This window comes from Micromonospora sp. NBC_01796, from assembly GCF_035917455.1.
Taxonomy (GTDB): Bacteria; Actinomycetota; Actinomycetes; order Mycobacteriales; family Micromonosporaceae; genus Micromonospora_G.
Window position 1 is genome coordinate 4,282,894 of the sequence record NZ_CP109078.1, and the last position, 19,331, is coordinate 4,302,224.

General features: G+C 69.7%; 21 protein-coding genes and 1 pseudogene. 9 read left to right on the forward strand and 13 right to left on the reverse strand.

The annotated features are described in order from the left end of the window. The 6 genes and pseudogenes from OIE47_RS19695 to OIE47_RS19720 form a co-directional block, all read right to left on the reverse strand. The gene (locus OIE47_RS19695; RefSeq protein ID WP_326556019.1) at nt 1–1,077 is read right to left on the reverse strand and encodes a carbohydrate ABC transporter permease; all 1,077 of its coding nucleotides are present in this window, start codon (nt 1,075–1,077) and stop codon (nt 1–3) included. A 71-nt stretch (nt 1,078–1,148) separates the two neighbouring features. Beyond that, nucleotides 1,149–2,495 (reverse strand): ABC transporter substrate-binding protein, encoded by a 1,347-nt coding sequence (locus OIE47_RS19700; protein WP_326556020.1) that lies wholly within the window; start codon nt 2,493–2,495, stop codon nt 1,149–1,151. A 473-nt stretch (nt 2,496–2,968) separates the two neighbouring features. Then, nucleotides 2,969–3,112 carry a GPGG-motif small membrane protein gene (locus OIE47_RS19705; RefSeq protein WP_170208550.1) on the reverse strand — a complete coding sequence of 48 codons (144 nt, stop codon included), beginning with the start codon at nt 3,110–3,112 and terminating at the stop codon, nt 2,969–2,971. Beyond that, complete coding sequence (locus OIE47_RS19710) at nt 3,103–3,879, reverse strand: metallophosphoesterase family protein (RefSeq protein WP_326556021.1); 777 nt, start codon at nt 3,877–3,879, stop codon at nt 3,103–3,105. Before OIE47_RS19710 ends, OIE47_RS19705 begins: the two co-directional genes overlap by 10 nt. A gap of 10 nt (nt 3,880–3,889) precedes the next feature. Then, entirely contained in the window at nt 3,890–4,165 is a 276-nt protein-coding gene (locus OIE47_RS19715; protein WP_326556022.1) for a hypothetical protein, read from the reverse strand. Nucleotides 4,166–4,263: 98 nt separating this feature from the next. Then, a pseudogene (locus OIE47_RS19720) lies at nt 4,264–4,821 on the reverse strand (nucleotidyltransferase family protein); the annotation flags it as partial. 226 nt (nt 4,822–5,047) lie between these two features. On the opposite strand from OIE47_RS19720, the gene OIE47_RS19725 reads away from it, so the two are divergent. The 4 genes from OIE47_RS19725 to OIE47_RS19740 all read left to right on the forward strand — a co-directional run bounded on the left by OIE47_RS19725 (nt 5,048) and on the right by OIE47_RS19740 (nt 9,350). Continuing rightward, a complete protein-coding gene (locus tag OIE47_RS19725; RefSeq protein ID WP_326556023.1) occupies nt 5,048–5,797 on the forward strand; it encodes a dTMP kinase in 750 nt (249 codons plus the stop codon). 135 nt (nt 5,798–5,932) lie between these two features. Beyond that, nucleotides 5,933–6,946, forward strand: coding sequence for an NAD-dependent epimerase/dehydratase family protein (locus tag OIE47_RS19730; RefSeq protein WP_326556024.1), 1,014 nt, complete (start codon nt 5,933–5,935; stop codon nt 6,944–6,946). Between the two features lie 92 nt (nt 6,947–7,038). Continuing rightward, the gene (locus OIE47_RS19735; RefSeq protein WP_326556025.1) at nt 7,039–7,965 is read left to right on the forward strand and encodes a MurR/RpiR family transcriptional regulator; all 927 of its coding nucleotides are present in this window, start codon (nt 7,039–7,041) and stop codon (nt 7,963–7,965) included. Between the two features lie 395 nt (nt 7,966–8,360). Further along, a complete protein-coding gene (locus OIE47_RS19740) occupies nt 8,361–9,350 on the forward strand; it encodes a sigma-70 family RNA polymerase sigma factor (RefSeq protein ID WP_326563164.1) in 990 nt (329 codons plus the stop codon). 100 nt (nt 9,351–9,450) lie between these two features. Here OIE47_RS19740 and OIE47_RS19745 read toward each other — a convergent pair whose 3' ends face one another. Then, the gene (locus tag OIE47_RS19745; RefSeq protein ID WP_326556026.1) at nt 9,451–10,125 is read right to left on the reverse strand and encodes a hypothetical protein; all 675 of its coding nucleotides are present in this window, start codon (nt 10,123–10,125) and stop codon (nt 9,451–9,453) included. A gap of 9 nt (nt 10,126–10,134) precedes the next feature. Further along, on the reverse strand, nt 10,135–11,097 hold the full coding sequence (locus tag OIE47_RS19750; protein ID WP_326556027.1) for a C40 family peptidase: 963 nt from the start codon (nt 11,095–11,097) through the stop codon (nt 10,135–10,137). Between the two features lie 706 nt (nt 11,098–11,803). Here OIE47_RS19750 and OIE47_RS19755 point away from each other — a divergent pair. Then, on the forward strand, nt 11,804–12,352 hold the full coding sequence (locus tag OIE47_RS19755) for a DUF6232 family protein (RefSeq protein ID WP_326556028.1): 549 nt from the start codon (nt 11,804–11,806) through the stop codon (nt 12,350–12,352). A gap of 45 nt (nt 12,353–12,397) precedes the next feature. Here OIE47_RS19755 and OIE47_RS19760 read toward each other — a convergent pair whose 3' ends face one another. Then, nucleotides 12,398–13,261 (reverse strand): helix-turn-helix domain-containing protein, encoded by an 864-nt coding sequence (locus tag OIE47_RS19760; RefSeq protein WP_326556029.1) that lies wholly within the window; start codon nt 13,259–13,261, stop codon nt 12,398–12,400. Nucleotides 13,262–13,565: 304 nt separating this feature from the next. On the opposite strand from OIE47_RS19760, the gene OIE47_RS19765 reads away from it, so the two are divergent. After that, complete coding sequence (locus OIE47_RS19765; protein ID WP_326556030.1) at nt 13,566–13,766, forward strand: DUF397 domain-containing protein; 201 nt, start codon at nt 13,566–13,568, stop codon at nt 13,764–13,766. 277 nt (nt 13,767–14,043) lie between these two features. Here the strand turns inward: OIE47_RS19765 and OIE47_RS19770 are convergent, their stop codons facing one another. Continuing rightward, entirely contained in the window at nt 14,044–14,379 is a 336-nt protein-coding gene (locus OIE47_RS19770) for a DUF3817 domain-containing protein (RefSeq protein WP_326556031.1), read from the reverse strand. 16 nt (nt 14,380–14,395) lie between these two features. After that, nucleotides 14,396–14,809 (reverse strand): hypothetical protein, encoded by a 414-nt coding sequence (locus OIE47_RS19775; RefSeq protein WP_326556032.1) that lies wholly within the window; start codon nt 14,807–14,809, stop codon nt 14,396–14,398. 134 nt (nt 14,810–14,943) lie between these two features. Here OIE47_RS19775 and OIE47_RS19780 point away from each other — a divergent pair, with 134 nt between their 5' ends. The 3 genes from OIE47_RS19780 to OIE47_RS19790 are packed head-to-tail and all read left to right on the forward strand — an operon-like array spanning nt 14,944 to nt 16,252. Next, nucleotides 14,944–15,297 carry a DUF6158 family protein gene (locus tag OIE47_RS19780; protein WP_442792172.1) on the forward strand — a complete coding sequence of 118 codons (354 nt, stop codon included), beginning with the start codon at nt 14,944–14,946 and terminating at the stop codon, nt 15,295–15,297. 25 nt (nt 15,298–15,322) lie between these two features. Further along, the gene (locus OIE47_RS19785; RefSeq protein WP_326556034.1) at nt 15,323–15,634 is read left to right on the forward strand and encodes a hypothetical protein; all 312 of its coding nucleotides are present in this window, start codon (nt 15,323–15,325) and stop codon (nt 15,632–15,634) included. Between the two features lie 60 nt (nt 15,635–15,694). Beyond that, a complete protein-coding gene (locus tag OIE47_RS19790) occupies nt 15,695–16,252 on the forward strand; it encodes a DUF1360 domain-containing protein (RefSeq protein ID WP_326556035.1) in 558 nt (185 codons plus the stop codon). Nucleotides 16,253–16,310: 58 nt separating this feature from the next. On the opposite strand, the gene OIE47_RS19795 is transcribed toward OIE47_RS19790, so the two are convergent. Then, nucleotides 16,311–16,517, reverse strand: a complete 207-nt coding sequence (locus tag OIE47_RS19795) for a hypothetical protein (RefSeq protein WP_326556036.1) — start codon at nt 16,515–16,517, stop codon at nt 16,311–16,313. A 393-nt stretch (nt 16,518–16,910) separates the two neighbouring features. After that, on the reverse strand, nt 16,911–19,313 hold the full coding sequence (locus OIE47_RS19800) for a penicillin-binding protein (RefSeq protein WP_326556037.1): 2,403 nt from the start codon (nt 19,311–19,313) through the stop codon (nt 16,911–16,913). Between the last annotated feature and the right edge of the window lie 18 nt (nt 19,314–19,331).

Sequence of the window (19,331 nt, forward strand, 5' to 3'; positions counted from 1 at the left end):
TCATACCTCCCGCTGCTTGCGCAGGTTGCGGATCTGGTAGATCACGATCGGGATCACCAGGACGAAGAGGAAGACCGCGAGGGCGGAGCCCTGTCCGGTCTCGCCGTAGCGGAACGCCTGGTTGTACATCTCGCTGGCGATCACGTTGGTGTCGAAGTTGCCGTTCGTCGCGGTCCGGACGATGTCGAAGACCTTGAGCGTCCCGATCGAGATGGTCACCACGACCACGATCAGCGCCGGCCGGATGCTGGGCAGGGTGACCTGCCAGAACATCTGCCAGGGGGTGACCCCGTCCAGCCGGGCCGCCTCGACGATGTCGCCGGGGATCGCCTTGATCGCGGCGGATAGGACCACCATGGCGAAGCCAGCCTGGATCCAGATCAGGATCACGATCAGCAGGAGGGTGTTCAGCGGCGGTTCCTGCAACCACTGCCGGGGGACTCCGCCGAGCCACACCACTATCTGGTTGAGCAGGCCGATCTGGGTTTCGCCCTCGCCCCGGTAGGCGTAGACGAAGCGCCAGATGATGCCGGCGCCGACGAACGAGATCGCCATCGGCAGGAAGATCAGTGACTTGGCGACCGCCTCGAACCGGGCCTTGTCCACCATCACGGCGTAGAGCAGGCCGGTGGTGGTGGCCAGCAGCGGGACCAGGATCACCCAGATCAGGGTGTTGACCAGCACCCGGATGATCTCGTCCTGGCTGAACAGCCAGCCGTAGTTCTGCAGGCCGACCCAGGTGTCGCTGCCGCCGTCCATGAAGGAGAGCACCAGCGTACGGATGGCCGGGATGACCAGGCCGATGAGGAGCAGCAGCACGGTCGGTAGCAGGAAGAAGAGGCCGAAGAGTCCTTCGGCGCGTTTGGGCCGGCGTACCCGGGGGGCCGGGCCACCGCCGCCGGCCACGGCACCGCCACCGGCGGAGACCGCGACCAGCCGGGCCTCGCGCCGGCGGGCGAACCAGTTGGGTACGACATCGAGCAGGAGCAGCAGGCCGCCGACCACGACGACGAAGGCCACCAGCCCGTACAACAGCATGACGAGCTTCGGTGTCTCGTCCGCGAAGTCGAAGTTCATCCGCCCTCCCCGGGGCCGTCTACGGACCGGTGGCCCGGCCCGACGTCATCGGGCCGGACCACCGGTGGAGCTCATTTCGGCCAGGTGCTCTCGATCTGCGAGAGCGTTGCGGCGGTGTCCTTACCGTTGATCCACTCGATCATGCCCTTCCAGAACGTGCCCGCGCCGACGGCGGCCGGCATCAGGTCCGAGCCGTCGAACCGGAAGACGGTGTTCGGGTCCTGGAGGATCTGTACGGAGAGCTTGTCGATCGGGTTCGGGACGTTGTTGATGTCCAGGCCCTTGTTGGCGGAGACGTTGTTGCCGAGCTTGGCCCGGGCGTTGGCGTACTCCGGCGAGGCGAGGTAGGTCTGCACCTTCTGCACCTCGGGACGGTCGGCGAAGGCGACGGAGAACTCGCCGCCACCCAGCACCGGCTTGCCCTTGGCCGGGTCGACGGCCGGGAAGTAGAAGGCGTAGACGTCGCCGTCCTCGGCCACCCGGGTGCCCTGCGGCCAGTTGTTGGCGTAGAACGACGCCTGCCGGTGCAGGGCGCACTTGCCCTGGAGGATCGGCAGTCCGGCCTCCTGGAAGGAGGTGGCCGCGATGCTCTTGACGTCGCCGTACCCGCCGTTGACGTACTTCGGGTTCTTCAGGATCTTGCCGGCTTCGTTGAGCGCGGAGACGACCTGCGGGTCGTTGAACGGGATGCCGTGGGTCGTCCACTGGTCGTAGACCTCGGGGGTGACCGTACGCAGCATCAGGTCTTCGATCCAGTCGGTCGCCGGCCATCCGGTGGCGTCACCGGACTCGATCCCGGCACACCACGGCTTCTCACCGGTGGCGGCGATCTTGTCGCTCAGGGTGAGCAGTTCGGCCCAGGTGGTCGGGACCGTCCAGCCCTTCTCCTTGAAGGTCTTCGGCGAGTACCAGACGAAGGACTTCACGTTGGAGCCGAGCGGCGCCCCGTAGAAGGTGCCCTTGACCGTGGAGTACTTCAGCCAGTCCGCCGGGTAGTTCTTCTCGGCCATCGCCTTGGTCTCGGCCGAGGCGGGCTTGAGCTTGCCGGCCTCGGCGAAGCGGTTGAGCAGGCCGGGCTGCGGGATGAAGGTGATGTCGGGGGCGTTGCCGCCGTCCACCCGTACCTGCAACTGGGCCTCGAACTCGCCGCTGCCCTCGTAGTCGATCTCGATCCCGGTGCAGTCCTCGAACTGCTTCCACGAGTCCTGCAGGATGTCGGCCTCCGCGTCCCGGATGGACGCGTAGATGCTGACCTGCTCGCCGTCGCTGCCCTGGTATGCCTCGTAGGCGGCGCACTCCGGGGAGTCCGCGTTGCTGTTGCTGTCGCTGTCGCTTGAAGAGCAGGCGGTGGCGCTGAAGGTCAGCGCCAGCGCGCTGGCGATCACGAGGGCCTGGCGTGGTCTGGTGAAGACCGCCATGCCGTCCTCCTTCCTTCGCCGGCGCATGGGGAGACCCCCGGGGGATCCGCGCCGGCCCCGATGGGCGTCCCCACATGTAAGCGCTTGCAGGAGGGGCCGTCCAGCCCTGGAGCGGCACGAGCCCGTAACGATTCGGAAACCTGATCGTTGACCTGGGCTCGCTCCCACACGAGGCCGGGCGATCGGGCCCCGTCCCACATAGTGGATCTTGTCACATGCGGGAATCGACAAATGTGAACATTCACCCATTGCTCGGGCTCAATGGGCGGACGGCGCCGGAGACCGCCGCCGGGGGGAAGCACGCAAGACGCCGGGGCCGTCGCTCCGGGCCTTCCGTCGGGGAGGACGAAGACCCGGTACGACGACCCCGGCGGGTCGAAGGGAACCGAGGTTCCGAGGGGATGGAACGAGGAGGGAGGGTGGATCGGGAGGAGGGACGGGGGATAGGGGATAGGGGATGGTGGATCAGGCGGTTAATTGAAGATGCTGACCCCGCCCGGGCCCACCAGCAGCCCGATGATGATGAGGACGATGCCCCAGAGGAGCTGCCGCCGGAACAGTGCGAGCACGCCCGAGACGACCAGTACGACTGCGAGAATCCAAAGAATCAGGTCCATGACCGGTCAGTACCCGACCCGAATTCCGCGGAAACCTTCTCTCGTTCCGACTGCTCTGCGAGGTGGAACACACTGTAGGCCTGCTTGATCACAGGGTGTGCCACGTTGCGTACGCGTACCCCTCCGGGGGTGGTGCCGCGCTCGGTGCCGTGGTGGGCGTGGCCGTGGATGGCCAGCGCCGTCGGCGCCGAGTCGATGGCCTCGCCGAGCAGGTACGAGCCGAGGAACGGGTAGATCTCCAGCGGCTCACCGGCGAGGGTGTCCGGCACCGGGGCGTAGTGGGTCAGCGCCACCCGTACGTCGGCGTCCAGCTCCCGCAGGGCGGTGCCGAGCCGGTCCGCGACCGTGGTGGTGGTACGGATGAACGCCTTCATCTCGGGCTCACCGAACTCGCTGGCGCACCGGCCGGCGAACCCGCCGCCGAAGCCCTTCGCCCCGGCGATGCCGAGCCGGTGCTCCCCGCACTTCAGCACCACCCCGGTCCCCTCCAGCACGGTGATGCCCGCGTCCTCCAGCACCCGGACCACGGCCGGGACCTGGTCACAGTGATGGTCGTGGTTGCCCAGCACGGACACCACCGGCACGTCCAGCCCGCCGAACTCGGTGGCCACGCAGCGCGCCTCGGACTCCGAACCGTGCCGGGTCAGGTCCCCGGCGAGCAGGAGCACGTCGGCGTACTCGCTGATCTGGTCGAGGGCCGGGCGGAACCGTCCGACCACGTCCTCGTCGAGGTGTACGTCGCCCACGGCGGCGATCCGGATCACCATGTCGTCTCCCTCACGGCAGCTCCTCCACCTCGGTCGGGGCCTGGGTGCGAATCAGTCCGATGTCGACCTTCAACGGCAGGTCGGGGTACGCGTCGGCCACCCGGCGCAGGATCTCGGCCCGGCGTTGCTGGCTCTCGACCTCGCCGTACAGCACCAGCGAACCGTCGCGGCGGTCCACGGTGATGCCCTGTTCGGCGATGTCGGTGTTCTCGGTCAACAGTCGCTGTACGGCCGCTTCCAGATAGTCGTCGGATCGCTCGACGGCGACCCGGTCGGGTTCGGTCATGCCAGCACCTCCTTCTCGGTCCGTTCGGCTTCCGTCCGAGCGGCCTCGGTCCGGCCGGACTCCACCCGAGCGGCCTCGGTCCGGGCATCCGCCTCGGCGGTCGCGTCCGGTACGACGTCCAGCCGGTGCAGCAGGATCAGGAACGCCTCCGCGTACGGCGAGTGCCCCGTCTCCGCACGGACCCGGTCCCAGTCGATCTGTTCACGCAGGGAACGGGCCAGCGGCAGTCCGCGGGCGAAGTCGCAGTAGTGCTGGGAGAAGCTGAGCAGCTTGTGCACCATCAGCCGGGTGGCGGTGAGCACCGGCATGTGGATCGCGTCGACCGGGCGGACCACGGTGTCGAGCAGCGTCTCGTCGGTGACCGGGGTTTCGATCGGGCGGTGGATCAGGTCGACGAGCCGGCCGTCGTCGTACACCTTGACCAGCCAGTCCTCCGGCGGGCGTTCGGCGACGAAACCCTCTGCCACCAGGGCTTCGAGGGCGCGTTCGGCGTCCTGCTCACGAAGCAGGAAGTCGACGTCATGGTCGCTGGAGTGGCCGCCGTGTGCGTACACGGCGAAGCTTCCGCCCAGCGCGAAGGGAATCTCGGACTGTTTGAGGACGGCGGCGACCCGCTTGAGGGTGTGCAGCAGACCCTCGTCCCCGCGGTGATCCATATCGTCTCCCGTGGTGGTCGATGGCGGGCATCTGGTCGGTTGGGTGCAGATTTGTCGGTACCCGGCACCCTGCGCGTTCACACCTCGGGTGGGATTTCGGCCGGGAATCCACCCCGCTGCCAATTGCCTCATTGTCGCCTAAACCCGACGGCGATTTTCCGGAAATTCACCTCAAACGATCACGAAAATCATCGAGGGGTGCGAGCGCCCGGTACCGTTGCTGAGCGTGGCCCCATCTGCGCAGGATCGGCACGTTGAAACGGTCGGCAGGGGGCGACTCCGCGTCGTCGCACTTGTCGGCATCGATGGTTCGGGCAAGACGACCCAGGCGCACCGACTCGCCGCCGCACTCGAGCGCGCCGGAGTACGGACCACCTACTCACGCAACGCCGGTGGCCGGCGGTGGTTCGGCCGGGCCGCCCACCGGCTCGGCCGCCGCGACGCCCGACGACTGCTCGGTGACAGCGGGCTGCTGCTCGCCGAGTCGATACTCCGGTGGCTGGCCATCGCCCGCGCGCTGGTCCGGTCCGCCGTCCGCCGCCGGCTCGCGGTCATGGACCGCTACTCCTTCGACCAGTACGCCAGCATCCGGGTGCACCACGGAACCCCGCGTGCGGCACGGCTGGCCCGGCTCGGTTACCGCATCTTCCCCGAGCCCGAGGTCACCTTCCTGCTCGTGGTCGACCCGGTCGAGGCGTACCGGAGGATCGAGTTGCGGGGCACCGACCACGAGAGCATGGAGTACCTGATCGCGGCCGACGCCGCGTACCGGTCCCTACCCGAGTACGGCACCTTCGTGGTGATCGACGCGAACCGGTCGCCGGACGAGGTGACCGCCCAGATCGCGGTGTACCTGCGGCCATGGCTGTCGCCGGAACCGCCACCGGCGCCGCCGGCCCGGCTGCCCGAACCGCCACCGTCACCGCCCCTGCCACCACCCGCCGTGCTGAGTCGGGCCGCCCGTCCCGGCGCCTGACGCCCGTGGCCGCCCGTCCCGGCGGCTGACCGGCATGGTCAGCCGCCGTCGGGTGGCTGCGCTGTCGGCGTAAGCCTTCTGCTGTCGGCAGACGGGGGTGGCCGTACCCGCCCGCCGGGCAGCAGGATCGGTCGCATGCGTCTACTCGTACTCGGTGGCACCATGTTCCTCGGCCGCGCGGTGGCCCGACTCGCGGCGGCGGCCGGACACGACGTCACCTGCGCCGCCCGAGGCGTCTCGGGTGAGCCGGTGCCCGGCGTCCGGTTCGTCCGGGCGGACCGCGACGACCCGGCCGGGCTGTCCGCTCTGGACGGTGAGCGGTTCGACGCGGTGGTCGACGTGACCCGGCGTCCGAGCCACGCCCGGCACGCGGTCGCCGCGCTCGCCGACCGGGTCGGCCACTGGTCGTACGTCTCCACCTGCTCGGTCTACGCCGACAACAGCACCCCCGGTCAGCGGGCCGCGACGGCGGAGATCGTGGCACCCGCCCCGGTCGAGGTGGACAACCCGGTGGGCGAGCACGCCGAGTACTACGGCCCGTGCAAGGTCTCCTGCGAGCAGGCGGTGCTCGACACGATCGGAGCGGCGCGGTCGTTCGTCTGCCGGGCCGGCCTGATCGTCGGGCCGGAGGACCCGAGCGACCGCTTCCCGTACTGGGTCGCCCGGCTGGACCGGGGCGGCGAGGTGCTGGCCCCGGGCGCGCCGGACGAGGTGGTCCAGCTCGTCGACGTCGAGGACCTCGCCCAGTGGCTCCTGTACGCCGCCGAGACCGGGCTGACCGGCATCTTCGACGGCATGGGTGCGCCGCTGCCCCGGGCCGGGTTCCTGGCCGAGGTGGCCGCCGGAGTGGGCCGCCCCGACCCGGACCTGACCTGGGTCGAGCAGGATTTCCTGGTCGAGCGGGACGTCCGGGAATGGTCGGGTGAGCGGGCCCTGCCGCTCTGGCTTCCGCTGCCCGAATACGCGGGATTCCTGAGTAGGGACGTGACCGCCTCACTCGCCGCCGGACTGCGTACCCGGCCGATCGCGGAAACCGCGGCCAGGACCCTGGAGTGGCTGCGGACCCACCCGGATGACGTACGGCGGGGCGGGCTGGAACCCGCCGACGAGGCGAAGGTGTTGCGGGAATGGTCGACCCGGATCGCCTGACGGCGCGGCGCGCCCACCGGTTCGGCCGTATCCGCCCGGCTGTTCCCGCCGCGTGGTTGACGCTTCTCCAGGGGCGTGAGTAACTTTCGCAGGTGGGGAAGATTGCGAAGATTTCCGCAGGTCATGCGCCTCGCGGCCTGATCGTCCAGATCAGTGGTCTGCTTCCGTCGCTGTCCCCGGCACAACTGCGGGTGGCGCGGTTCATCCTCAGCGATCCGGCCGAGGCCGCCCGCCGCACCATCACCGATCTCGCCGCCGCCGCCGAGACGTCCGAGGCCACCGTCGTCCGGTTCTGCCGTTCGGTCGGACTGACCGGCTATCCACAGCTACGGATCCGGCTCGCCGCCGAGGCGGCGAGCCGGATCGATCCGCCGGACGCCCGGGTGGCCGGCGGCGACATCCCGCCCGGTGCCGACCTGGCCCAGATCATCGCGACCATCGGCTTCCACGATGCGCGGGCGGTGGCGGAGACCGCCGAGCAACTCGACCCGGCCGTCTGCGAGCGGGTCGTCGCGGCGATCCACACCGCCGCCCGGATCGAGATCTACGGCGCCGGGGCGAGCGGTCTGGTCGCCGCCGACTTCCAGCGGAAACTTCACCGGATCGGCCGGGTCGCCTTCTGTTTCCCGGACGGGCACACGGCTCTGACCTCGGCCGCACTGCTCGGCAAGGGTGACGTGGCGGTCGCCATCTCGCACACCGGCCGTACCGTCGAGGCGATCGGGGTGCTGGCGCGGGCGCGGGCGCGGGGCGCGACCACGGTGGCGCTGACCAACCATCCCCGTGCCCCGATCGGTACGGTCGCCGATTTCGTCCTGGCCACGGCGGCTCGCGAGACGACGTACCGGACCGGTGCGATGGCCAGCCGACTGGCCCAGCTCACCGTGATCGACTGCCTCTTCGTCGGGGTCGCGACCCGCAACCGGGCCCGGACCAGGCGGGCCCTCGAAACCACCGCCGAGCCCCTGTCGGTCGCCGCCGGCAGGGGTACCGCCAAACCCGACTCCGGGGCGAGTTGATCAAGGGGACTTTGCGGGCCGGCCGGATTGTTCACCAGGTACGGGGGTAATCCTCAGCCGTGGTGAACCGTTCAGGGTCCTGGTGCGTGTTGTCGGAGTGACGAGGATCGCAGGTCGGTGGTGATGCGGATCGCTGCACGTCGTTGTGTCGTGGTGTTGCTATTTATCCGGCCGAAGACTGCGCAACCGATCCGATAACCAGTACGGAAACGGGCTTCGCGGCAGCTGAAGAGGCCTCCTGACAGCAAACGTCGATCGTGCTCACAGCAACTACTCAGGCATTCGTGACACTTTCGACCCACGGGATGGAATCCCCAACGCGTCTCAACTGTTGTGTAGGTGTCAGCGCCACAGGGCACAGCAGGGGTTACGGGGGAGGGCTGATGAACGTGGGGATGGCAGGTAACCGGGCAACCGGGGTAGACGAGGGGACCGTGAGCGACGTGGAGAAGAGCATCGTTATGCGTACCGACGAGGTCGCCGAGGAGCGTGACCTGGTTGGCGTCTACCTGCACGAGATCTCCCGCACACCGCTGCTCGACGCCGCCAAGGAGGTCGACCTCTCGAAGTCGATCGAGGCGGGCCTCTATGCGGAGCACCTGCTCGAAGAGGGCCGGGTTCCGGTGGGCGTCGGTCGCGAGGAGCTGGAGCGCCTGGTGGTCGAGGGGGATCGGGCGAAGGATCTGTTCATCCGGGCGAACCTGCGACTGGTGGTTTCGATCGCCCGTCGTTACGTACGTTCCGGGATGCCGATGCTCGACCTGATCCAGGAGGGCAACACCGGCCTGGTTCGGGCGGTGGAGAAGTTCGACTACGAGCGGGGCTACAAGTTCTCGACGTACGCCACCTGGTGGATCCGTCAGGCGATCAGCCGGGCGATAGCCCAGCAGGAGCGGACCGTACGGCTGCCGGTGCACCTGGTCGAGGACGTCAACCGGATGCGCAACGTGGCACGCCAGCTCACCCGCGAGTTGGGTGCCGACCCGGAGCCCGAGCAGATCGCGGCGTCCCTGGGCGTGACCGTGGAACGGGTCCACGAGCTGGTTCGCTGGTCGCAGGACACGGTGTCGTTGGACACCCCGGTCGGCGACGACGGCGACACCAATCTCGGTGACCTGGTCGCGGACAGCGACGCGCCGTCGCCCGAGGAGATCGTGCTGACCGCACTGGAGCGGCAGCGGATCGAGGGCCTGCTCAACCACCTCGACGACCGTTCGGCCGGCATCATGCGGGCCCGCTACGGCCTCGAGGACGGGCGCGAGCACTCGCTCACCGAGGTCGCGTCGCGTTTCTCGCTCTCCCGGGAGCGGATCCGCCAGCTCGAGATCCAGGCGCTGGGCCGGCTGCGTGAGCTGGCCCGTGCGGAGGGCCTGCAGGCCGCCTGATCGCCTGCCAGGACAAACACAACGGCGAAGATGGCCGGTTTTCCCGGAGTTCCGGGAACACCGGCCATCACCGTTTTCCGGCGATCGGGTGCCGACGTTTTCAGTTGCCGAGCCGCGCCACCACGTCGCCGAGCCGGCTGTCCGGTTCGGCGGCGCAGGCCTGGGTGACGGCGGTCAGGGCCAGCGGGGTGTCCAGCTCGGGTAGACCCCGGGCCAGGGCGATCGCCCGCAGTGCCCGGCTCCGGTCCTCTCTCGGCGCCTGGCGGAAGTCGGCGCAGGAGGACTGGGTGGTGAGTCCGCCGCTGTCGTCGAGGTCACCGAGGATGTTCCGGGCCACCAGGCAGACCACCACCACCGCGACGGTCAGCACCGCCAGGGCGACGAGCAGCGTACGCCGGGACAACCGTCGTCCGCCGACGGGCGCGGGGCGATCCGGGGAGTCGTTGCGGGTGGCGGCGGGGGTGGTTTCCGGCCCGTCGGGCGGGAGCGCCGCGACGGCGCCGGCCAGCTCGGCCGCGTACGCCGGGTCGTCGTGGACGGCGGTGGTGAGCAGCCGGCGTACGAGGGAGTTGTTGCGGGGTTGCCGGACGAACTCGGCCAGCGCCTCCGCTTCGCCCATGGCCCGCAGCCGGGCGGCGAGAAGGTCGTGGAGCGATCGGGCGGCGGTGTCCCCACCCGGCTCCACCGCCCCGGTGGTGCCGATCGCCGGCAGGTACGGCGTCAGGCGTTCGATCGCCGTACCCGCCAGCGTGTCGGGACTCTCGGGCGTGGTCACCCGGGCAGGTTAGCGGACCCGCCCGTAACCGTAGGGTTTCATCATGTCCACGCTGGCGAGTTTCACGCTGTCGCCGAAGCTCGGCGCGTGGATCACCTGGTTGCCGCCGACGTAGAGCGCGACGTGCCCCAGGCCGCTGTAGAAGACCAGATCACCGGCTTGCAGTGAGCTTCGGCTGATGTGCGCCACCTGGCCCCACTGCATCTCCGCGTTGTGGGGCAGGGACTTGCCGGCCGCCTTCCACGCGGCCAGGGTCAGCCCGGAGCAGTCGTAACCGTTCGGCCCTTCGGCCGCCCAGACGTACGGTTTGCCGATCGCGTTGTACGCGTACGTCACCGCCACCCCGGCCTTGCCGGAGACCGCCGGGATCTTGCCGGTGTACTTGGTGCCGGTCGAGGTCGCCGAGCCGTACACCTTGCGGCGCAGGTCGGAGAGTTTCTTGATGTCGGCCTCGATCTTCTTCTTGCCGGCGTCCAGTTCCTTGGCCTGTGCGGTCTGCTTGGCCAGGACGCCGTCGAGCTTGGCCTTCTGGTCGACGTACTGCTTCTGCGTGGCGGTCAGGCCGGCGAGCTGCTGGTCCCGGTCGCGGGCCAGGTAGTCGAGGGTGCCGAGCCGGTCGACCAGGCTGTCCGCGGCGTTGTCGCCGAGCAACGCGTCCGCCGTACGCAGACCGCCCGCCTTGTACGCCTTCGTGGCGAGTGCCGCCACGTCGGCGCGGCTCTGCGTGGCCTGCTGCTCCAGCGGTGCGAGTTTTGTGCTCAGATCGGCGGTCGCGGCCTTGGTGCTCTTGATCTGCTCGTTGAGTTTGTTGTACGACTCGACGATCTTTTCCAGCTCGGTCGAAGCTTTGTTGATCTGCTGCGTGAGCTCGGCGGCGGATGGTTCCGCCTGGGCGATCGTTGTCGGTGCGATCAGCCCGACCGACAGACCCGCCAGGACGAGCGAGCGCAACAGGATCCGCGCGGATGGCAAGAGTGCGGAGCCCCTTCCTTTCTCATCGCCGATCGGATCTCCCGATCCACCGGTCCTGTCGGACCGGGTCGAGCCGGTGTGCCGCGCCACGGACAGCGGTGGTGACCGCTGCGGGCACCACCGGGAAACGGCAATGTCCGCTGTGGAGCGACTGCGGACCGCGACTGCGGAGTGTCACTGCGTGGTCGGGTCCGGCCGGTGCGGTTCGGCGGTGCCGGGCCGGCATCACCCAGGGGGATGACTGACCACCGGACCAGCGAAAACCAACCTAGTCGCAGGTCCGGGGCCGGCAACAGTGGGGGCCGAGCGTTCTGCGGCAAGGGCAACGGATAAGTGGAATGTCGTGATCACCCGGCGTGGCGAGTCGGAGTCGCTTGGTGACATACCGGGTGGGTCCCGTACCCGGACTCGCCGAGTGCCCCTTTGGCCGGTGTTGGCAAATGGGGTAGCGCGTGGGTGTGGGCTAAAGCATCACAAAGAAGGACATAAATCTGTCCAGGGAGCTAGCTGCCGCCTGGAAATCTGCCAGGTGGCTGAAATAGCCCTTCCCACTGCTGGCACGTCCTTCGCACAATGATTGCAGGGCCGGAATCGAATTCCGGCAACGGCATCGTTGCAAAACGATGATCGGCACCTGGCTGCCACCAAGTGCCGATCTTTACAGATCCCCCACACCAGCCCGCCTCACGAGCCGTTGGAGGCTGTCATGCATCCTACTCGCGACTCCGCGCGCCGAACAGGTACACAATCCGTCACCGGAAAACAGGCTGACCGGCCGGCGCCGATCGAGTTCTACCGGCAGCCCGGCGTACAGGTCACGAGTGAATCGTTCACCGTGGCGGGGCGCCGGTTTCCGGTCACCGAACTGACCCAGCTCAAGACCGCCCGGGGGCCGCACGACCCGCTCACCGTACGGGCCGTGGTCGTGACCGGTGGTGTGCTGGTCGCGATCGGCATCGCGTTCGGCTACACCGGCGAGTTCTACCGGCTGACCGCCGCCACCTACCTGGCCCTCGGCGCCGCCGCGTTCCTCCCGGTGGTGCTCGCCTTCCTCGGCCACCGGCTGCGCCCGCCGACCCACGAACTGTGGGGGCGGTACCGGGGGGAGATGATCCTGTTGTTCAGCAGCGACCAGGAGCGCCAGTTCGGCCAGCTCACCCGGGCCCTGCGCCGGGCCCAGGAGGTGGCCCGCTTCGGTGGCGTCGCCGAGCCGGTGGTCACCTCTTCGCAGCCCTGGGAACCGCCGGCCCGCTGACCGGTGTGGACCCGGCGACTGCCGTTTCCTGCCTCGCCGTGCCGGTCAGGAGAGGTCGCGGGCGATGGCCGCGATCCGTTCGAGGGACTCCGCCGGGCTCATCGCCGCCCGTTGCAGTCCCTCGAACGTCATCAGGTGCGAGGTGACCGACTCCGGATGGTCGAGTACGTCCTCCAGTCCGGTGCTCTCCAGGTAGACCGCGTCGGTCTCCTCCGAGCCGGCGAAGCAGACGATCACGAACTGGCCGAGCGGGGTGTAGATGGTGGAGGTGAACGGCAACACCTGGATCGTGATGTGTTCCACCCGGGCGAGGCGTACCAGGTTGAGCAACTGTTCGCGGATCACCTCGCGGCCACCGGTCTGCCGGTGCAGGGTCGCCTCGTCGAGCACCACGTCGATGGTCGGCGGGTCGGGTCGGTCGAGGACCTCCCGCTGCCGGCGCAGCCGTAGTGCCACCGACGCCTGGGCCTCCGCCGCGTCGTTGAAGTTCGGGATCACGGACTGCACCACGGCCTGGGCGAACGCCTCGGTCTGGAGCAGCCCGGGCATGCCGACCGACTGGTAGAAGCAGAGCCGGGACGCCTCCGCCTCGAGTCCGATGTAGGCGTAGTAGGCCGGCGGCACGCTGTCCCGGTACTGCGACCACCAGGTGCGCTGCCGGGCCACCCGGGCCAGGTCCACCAGTTTCGCCACCTGCGCCGGGTCGGTCACCTGGTAGTGGTGCAGCAGGGCCTTGACGTCGTTGGTGGAGATGGAGACGTACCCGGACTCGATCCGGATCAGCTTGGAGAGCGACCAGTCCATCGCGACGGCCACCTGCTCCTGGGTGAGCCCGGAAGCCTCACGGGCCCGGCGGATCGCCGAGCGGAGCCTGCGCCTGCCCACCGTCGGGCCAAATGCCGTGGTCATCAGACTCTCTCCGTCAACGGCAGACCGGCGGCTGGGCGAGGGGTCGCCGTGCCGGTGTCGTCAGGATGCCACCTGGCTATCCGCTACCTACCAGATGGGCGGGCTATCGAGCAGGCTACACCGGGCGCGCAAACGAATACCAGAGCTTTGCAGCGGCCCGCAACCGGCCGGTAGCCGTCGGTATAGCGAACAGGTGAAACACCATAATGTACGCAAATCCGGGCTATCCGCCTTGGTGGTCGACCGGTATCGTCTCCTCGGCGCGGCACCCGCCGTGCAAGGTAACGGGTCGCAAGGAGGACGCATGTCGCAGCCGGGTCCCGTCACGGGTACGTGGCGGAAGAGCACTCGATGCGAATCGCAGAAATGCGTAGAGGTATCCGAGGTCACGGCCGGAATGGCGGTCCGCAACTCCACCGACCCGGACCGCTACGTCGTCTTCCCCGCGACCGCCTGGCAGGCGTTCGTCGACACCGTCCGCGCGAACGAGTTCAACCACCGCTGACCAACCACACGGCCACCGAGGCGGCGTACCGGGCATCGGTCGGGGCGGGTCCGTGACCCGTCGACCGGGTGGATTCACGTACGCGCTCACGCTTCACTCAGGATCGCCGCCTTCTGCGGCCGGTTCCACCGTGCGACATTGGATCGACGTGGAACGTCACGCCCCGACGTCGACACCGGCCCCACCGGTCCATGATCACGGACCGGTCGGCCGGGACGGCGGGCGGTTCCACACCGCCGTACGGGAGGGGCGCCCGCGGTCGTGATCGACCCGGGGGTCAGCCGGCGACGGTCTGCGGCTGCGGCTGCTCCTCCCGTACCTGGGCGGCGATCCGGCGGCGCACCACGCGTTCGGCGTAGAACGACACGAACGGGACGGTGCCGGCGAGCATCACCAGGAGCATCTGGCCGAGCGGCCACTTCGCCCGGCGGGTCACGTCGAACGCGGCCACCAGGTAGATCATGTACAGGAAACCGTGCGCGGGACCGATCGTCTCGACCACCACCGGCTCGTCCCAGCCGTACTTCAACGGCATCCCCACGATGACCAGCAGGATCAGTACGACACCTACGACGTAGGCGATCACACGGTATCGGGTCAGGGCTGCGCCCACTTCGTTCCGTTCCTTCCTACCGGCCGGGGCCGGGGTAGTCGCCGGGCCGGGCGCCCGGATTCGCGTTCAACCACGACAGGTAGTGGTTGTACTCGCTCAGTTCGGGATCGCTCTCCTGTGCCGGCACCAGCACCCGGGCGGTACGGGCAGACCGGACCGGTCGCCGTACGCCGGGGGTGCCGGCTTTCGGCGGTGCCGGCGGGGTCGGCGCGGCCGGGTCCCCGCCGCGCAGGGTGTGCCGGGCCTCGCGGATCCACAGGAAGATCACGAAACCGGCGAAGATCGGCCACTCGACCGCGTACGCCCAGCTCAGCGTGTTGCCCGCCGCCGCCCGGCTGATCTGCCACCAGCCGAGCGCCATGAACCCGGCCACGAGCGCGATGGTGAGCACGTGGCGGCCTATCCACGCCGGTGTCCACAACCGTCTCATGGCTCTAGAGCGTACCGGCGGCCGAGCGGCTTCTCCGACGAGGCGTCGTAGTTCGCGCTCACCCGCGTGTGGTTTGGGGTGTCACCGGGATGGGCAACCGTCCAGTCGCCAACCCAGTCGAGCAACCGGGGGCGATAATGACCGATTCAGCACGTGGTGCCCAGTTCGGGGTGCCCGGATCCCCGGACGACAGTCCCGAGCAACGGGTCGGGGAGTGGGACGGCGACCACGCCGCCCACCGGGCGACGGTCCCCGCCGACTTTGTCGTCGACACCGTCGACCTCGGTATCGACCCGGCCGAACTCGGTGACGAGGACCTGATCCGGGAGCTGCACAGCCTGCACCGGACCCGGCTGGACACGCTCCGGCACGCCGCCGACACGGCACTCGCGAACCATCTGCGCCGTACCGCCGAGCTGGAGACCGAGTACCTCAGCCGGCATCCCGGCCGCGAGGTCGACCCGGCCCGGCTCCGGAACGGCGACTGACGTGGCGGCCCACGCGGAGCGTGGGATGTCCGCGCCACCCGAGGTGGTCTTCAACACCGCGACCGACCCGGACCGGGCGGACGCCTGGCTGCCGGCACCGCTGCGCCGCGACGGCGGCACCCCCGCCGGGGTCACCGAGGCGCTCGGGGCCCACTGGCGGACCAGCGGCTCGCCGGCCTGGTCGGCCCGGCTCCAGGTCCGACCCACCGATGCCGGCGGGGCCAGCGTACGGCTGGAGCTGGAGGCCGACCCGCCGGACCAGGGACTCGACCGGCTCGCCGACGAGTCGCTGACCAACCTGGCCCGCGAGGTGGCCGACAACCTGACCGCCGGCTGACCGGCACCCGAAGCTGCACCGCGCCGAAAGCTTGCACGCGAAGGATCGAGGGAGCCGGTAATGACTGTTCGGGACAGGGTGGCGCGGTTGCGCCGGGCGTACGCGCCGCACGAGCACCGCCCGCTCGGCGGTTACCTGGTGGCGCTCGGCGCGTACGCGGGGGTCACCGCCGGGCTGACCGGGGTGGTACGGGCCACCCGTACCCCGGTGCCGGACGCCCCGTCGACCAAGGACGTCGTCCTGCTCGCCATCGCCACCCACAAGCTCAGCCGGCTGCTGACCAAGGACGCCATCACCAGCCCGCTGCGCGCCCCGTTCACCAGCTACGACCACCCGATCGGCAGCGGCGAGGTGATGGAGCAGGTACGCGACCAGGGCAGCAGCACCCGGCACGCCCTCGGTGAGCTGCTGAGCTGTCCGTTCTGCCTGGCGGTCTGGGTGGCCACCGGACTGACCGGCGGGCTGGTCCTCGCCCCTCGCCTAACCCGCCTGGTCGCGACCGCCCTCACCGCCGTCGCCGCCTCCGACTTCCTCCAGCTCGCGTACGCCACCGCCCAACAGACCGCCAACGGCGGCCCGCACCCCGCCCCGCCGCCCACCCCGCCGCCCGCGATCTAGGGCAAATACGTGTGGACTGATCTCTGAGCACACGTATTTGCCCTAGATCGCGGGCGGGTCAGGTGGGGGTGGCGCCCAGGAGGTCGGCGGCTTCGTCGTTGGCGTACTCGCCCTCGGGCATGGCGGTGATCCGGGTCAGCAGCTCGGCGGGGAGGTCGGCGGCTATCGCGCGACGGTGGATCTCGCCCTGGGTGAGGCGTTCCTGGCCGTCGTAGAGGTCGTCGAGCAGGTCGTCGAGCGCGGGGCGGAGCGGATCGTCGGTCACGCAAGCCCAGCTACCCCGCCCGAGGTGGGTCAAACACGCCGGTGGCGGGCGGCGGGACGTGCTGGTGGCGCAGTGACATGAGCCACAGCGGTGGGTGGAATCCCGGACGGGGTCGGCTCGTTGTGATGACTGTCGGTGTGACCAGTGTCCCCGGGCCTCACCTAACTGCCCTCGCGGAATACCGTTCGGCTGGAGCCGCGTCGTGCCACTCGCCGAGAGGCGACCTGCACACCGACACCCGCGCCGCCCATGGCACCAGCCGTGGGCGGCGTATTTTTTGCCGTACCCCGTCCCTTATCAGCCTGTTCATCCACCCGTGCCGCCCACGACGGTGTCGTGGGCGGCATCGTGGGCGGCCTCCCCAGGCGTGGTCGGCGAGGGACGGAGGATCGGTCAGTCGGGTACGGGCACACCCGTGGTCGGCGCGAACCGCCCGTTGCTCAGCCGCAGGGTCACCACGGCACCGGTGACCGCACGGGTGCCGGGATCGGTCTCGGCGACCACACCCTCCGGGCAGTCCGAGTCGACCCGCTTCGGATACACCGCCACCCGGAAGCCGGCCGCCCGCAGCCGCTCGGTCGCCTGTTGCGCCGGAAGGCACCTCAGCTTCGGCAGGGGCAGCTCGGGCAGTCCCATCAGGGTCGCCGTCGCCTTCGGGAACTCGCGCTCCGGCCTGCCCTCCATCGCGTCGGCCAGGGTCTGCGAAACCGCCGGGCTCACCACCTCACGCGGCATCCCGGTGGTGCCTCCCGGCAAGTCCGGATCGGCGAGGATGCCGGCGACGGTGAGCGAGGTGGTCGTCTCCACCACCGAGGCCGTACGCCGGTCGTCCGTGGTGCCGGTCTTGCCGGCCATCGGGTGCCCGACGAGCCGGCGGGCATCGCCCGCGGTCGCCTCCCGGCACCGGTTCGCGGTCGACGTGTCACCGACCGGGCACCGGGCGGCGTCGATCGCCGCGTACGCCACCTCAGGCTTGACCGCGCGCCGGCAGCGCGGCGCCACCGCGTCGAGCTGACCACCGGTCCGGTCCCGGATCTCCTGCACCGGAGTGGGTACGCAGTACCGGCCCCCGGCCGCCAGGGTCGCGTACGCGTTCGCCAGGTCCAGCGGGGTGGTCGCCGACACGCCCAGGGTGAAGGCGCCCCACCGGTCGGCCGACTTCGGGTCGTCCGCCAGCGCCGCGTCGCTGCGTGCCCGGAACCCGATCCCGAGCCGCCGGGCCACGTCCACCGTGTTCGCCGCACCGACCCGTTCGATCAGCGGCACGAAGTAGGTGTTGACCGAGGAGCCGAACGCGGTCCACATGTCGTGCCGGCCGGCGATGCTCTCGTCGTAGTTCGTCGGGCAGTACCGCTGCGTACCCGGACAGGCCGCCGGACTGCCCGGCTCGACGGTGTACGACGACTCGTACCGCTGCGCCGCGTCGATCGGGTGGGACAGTGGGATGCCCCGTTCCAGGGCGGCCACCACGGTGAAGATCTTGAAGGTGGACCCGGCCTGGTACCCGGTGACGTCGGCGCCCCCGGTGAGCAGCGGATTGGTCGTACGCGGGTAGGTGCCCCTGACCCCGGCCGCCGCTTTCGCCGGATCGGTGGCGGGACCGTTGACCGGCTTCGCCGGGTCGTCCAGGGCGAAGTCACGGTTGGCGGCCAGGGCCCGTACCCGCCCGGTGCCGGGCTCGACCGCGGCCAGCATCAGCGCCTGGGACGCCCCGGTCGGCAGTTCCCGCTCGACGTTGCGGTGCGCCGCCGCCTGGGTGGGCGCGTCCAGGGTGCTGACGATCCGGTACCCGCCGCCCTTCAACCGCCGCTCCCGGTCGTACTCGGTGCTCCCGAACGTCTCCTGCTCCAGCCACCACCGGTAGAAGTAGTCGCAGAAGAAACCCCAGTCCTGCTTGCCGGTGACCGAGCACCCGTTCGCCGCCACCCGCCCCTGCACCGCCAGCGGGACCGCCCGCGCGGCGGTCGCGTCCGCCTCGTTGATCGCCGAGGTCTCGACCATCTGCCCGATCACCCAGTTGCGCCGGTTCAGCGTCTCGGCCGCACCCCGCCCGGCGGTGTCCAGGGCGTTGTAGAAGTTCGGCGACTTGACCAGCCCGGCCAGCATCGCGGCCTCCGGCACGGTCAACTCGCGGGGCCGCTTGCCGAAGTAGAACCGGGCGGCGGCCGAGACGCCGTAGGTGCCGTTCCCGAACGGGGCCAGGTTCAGATAGCGCCGGAGGATCTCGTCCTTGCTCAGGTGCACCTCCAACAGCGACGCCAGGCGCATCTCCCGCAGCTTGCGCGCCTTGGTGTCCTCGCTGGCCGCGACGACCGACCGCGGATCCGACGCCGAGTAGGTGGCGGTCATCCGTACCAGTTGCATGGTCAGTGTCGACGCGCCCTGCCGGCCGCCGACACTGTTGGCGACCAGGGCCCGCAGGAAGCCCCGCACGTCGAAGCCCCGGTGCCGGTAGAACCCGTGGTCCTCGGCCGCGATGATCGCGTCGCGCATCGCCGGGGCGATGTCGTCGAGCGCCACGTCCTGGCGGTTCTCGTCGAAGAAGACGGCCAGCGGGGTACGGCCGTCGGCGGCGAACACCCGGGTCGCCTGCGGCGCCTCGCTCACCCGCAACTCGACCGGAAGGGTCTCGAACGCCTCCACCCCGGCCTTCGCCGCCAGCCCGGTGAACGCCAGCCCGGGGAACGCCAACGCGGCGACCAGCACTCCGGCGGCCACACCGGCGACCAGCATCGTCCCGATCCTGATCAGCCGGACCTGCCGGGGCGTGCGCGTGCGGACTTGTCGCGGGGACATTCGACACCACCTTCGGGT

Excerpts from the sequence above, each read along its gene's own strand:
- OIE47_RS19765 (WP_326556030.1), top strand. The coding sequence starts at position 13,566 with ATGTCGCAGCCGGGTCCCGTCACGGGTACGTGGCGGAAGAGCACTCGA.
- OIE47_RS19695 (WP_326556019.1), bottom strand. The coding sequence starts at position 1,077 with ATGAACTTCGACTTCGCGGACGAGACACCGAAGCTCGTCATGCTGTTG.
- OIE47_RS19715 (WP_326556022.1), bottom strand. The coding sequence starts at position 4,165 with ATGACCGAACCCGACCGGGTCGCCGTCGAGCGATCCGACGACTATCTG.
- OIE47_RS19710 (WP_326556021.1), bottom strand. The coding sequence starts at position 3,879 with ATGGTGATCCGGATCGCCGCCGTGGGCGACGTACACCTCGACGAGGAC.
- OIE47_RS19740 (WP_326563164.1), top strand. The coding sequence starts at position 8,361 with ATGGCAGGTAACCGGGCAACCGGGGTAGACGAGGGGACCGTGAGCGAC.
- OIE47_RS19790 (WP_326556035.1), top strand. The coding sequence starts at position 15,695 with ATGACTGTTCGGGACAGGGTGGCGCGGTTGCGCCGGGCGTACGCGCCG.
- OIE47_RS19785 (WP_326556034.1), top strand. The coding sequence starts at position 15,323 with ATGTCCGCGCCACCCGAGGTGGTCTTCAACACCGCGACCGACCCGGAC.
- OIE47_RS19775 (WP_326556032.1), bottom strand. The coding sequence starts at position 14,809 with ATGAGACGGTTGTGGACACCGGCGTGGATAGGCCGCCACGTGCTCACC.
- OIE47_RS19730 (WP_326556024.1), top strand. The coding sequence starts at position 5,933 with ATGCGTCTACTCGTACTCGGTGGCACCATGTTCCTCGGCCGCGCGGTG.
- OIE47_RS19760 (WP_326556029.1), bottom strand. The coding sequence starts at position 13,261 with ATGACCACGGCATTTGGCCCGACGGTGGGCAGGCGCAGGCTCCGCTCG.
- OIE47_RS19755 (WP_326556028.1), top strand. The coding sequence starts at position 11,804 with ATGCATCCTACTCGCGACTCCGCGCGCCGAACAGGTACACAATCCGTC.
- OIE47_RS19800 (WP_326556037.1), bottom strand. The coding sequence starts at position 19,313 with ATGTCCCCGCGACAAGTCCGCACGCGCACGCCCCGGCAGGTCCGGCTG.
- OIE47_RS19705 (WP_170208550.1), bottom strand. The coding sequence starts at position 3,112 with ATGGACCTGATTCTTTGGATTCTCGCAGTCGTACTGGTCGTCTCGGGC.
- OIE47_RS19700 (WP_326556020.1), bottom strand. The coding sequence starts at position 2,495 with ATGGCGGTCTTCACCAGACCACGCCAGGCCCTCGTGATCGCCAGCGCG.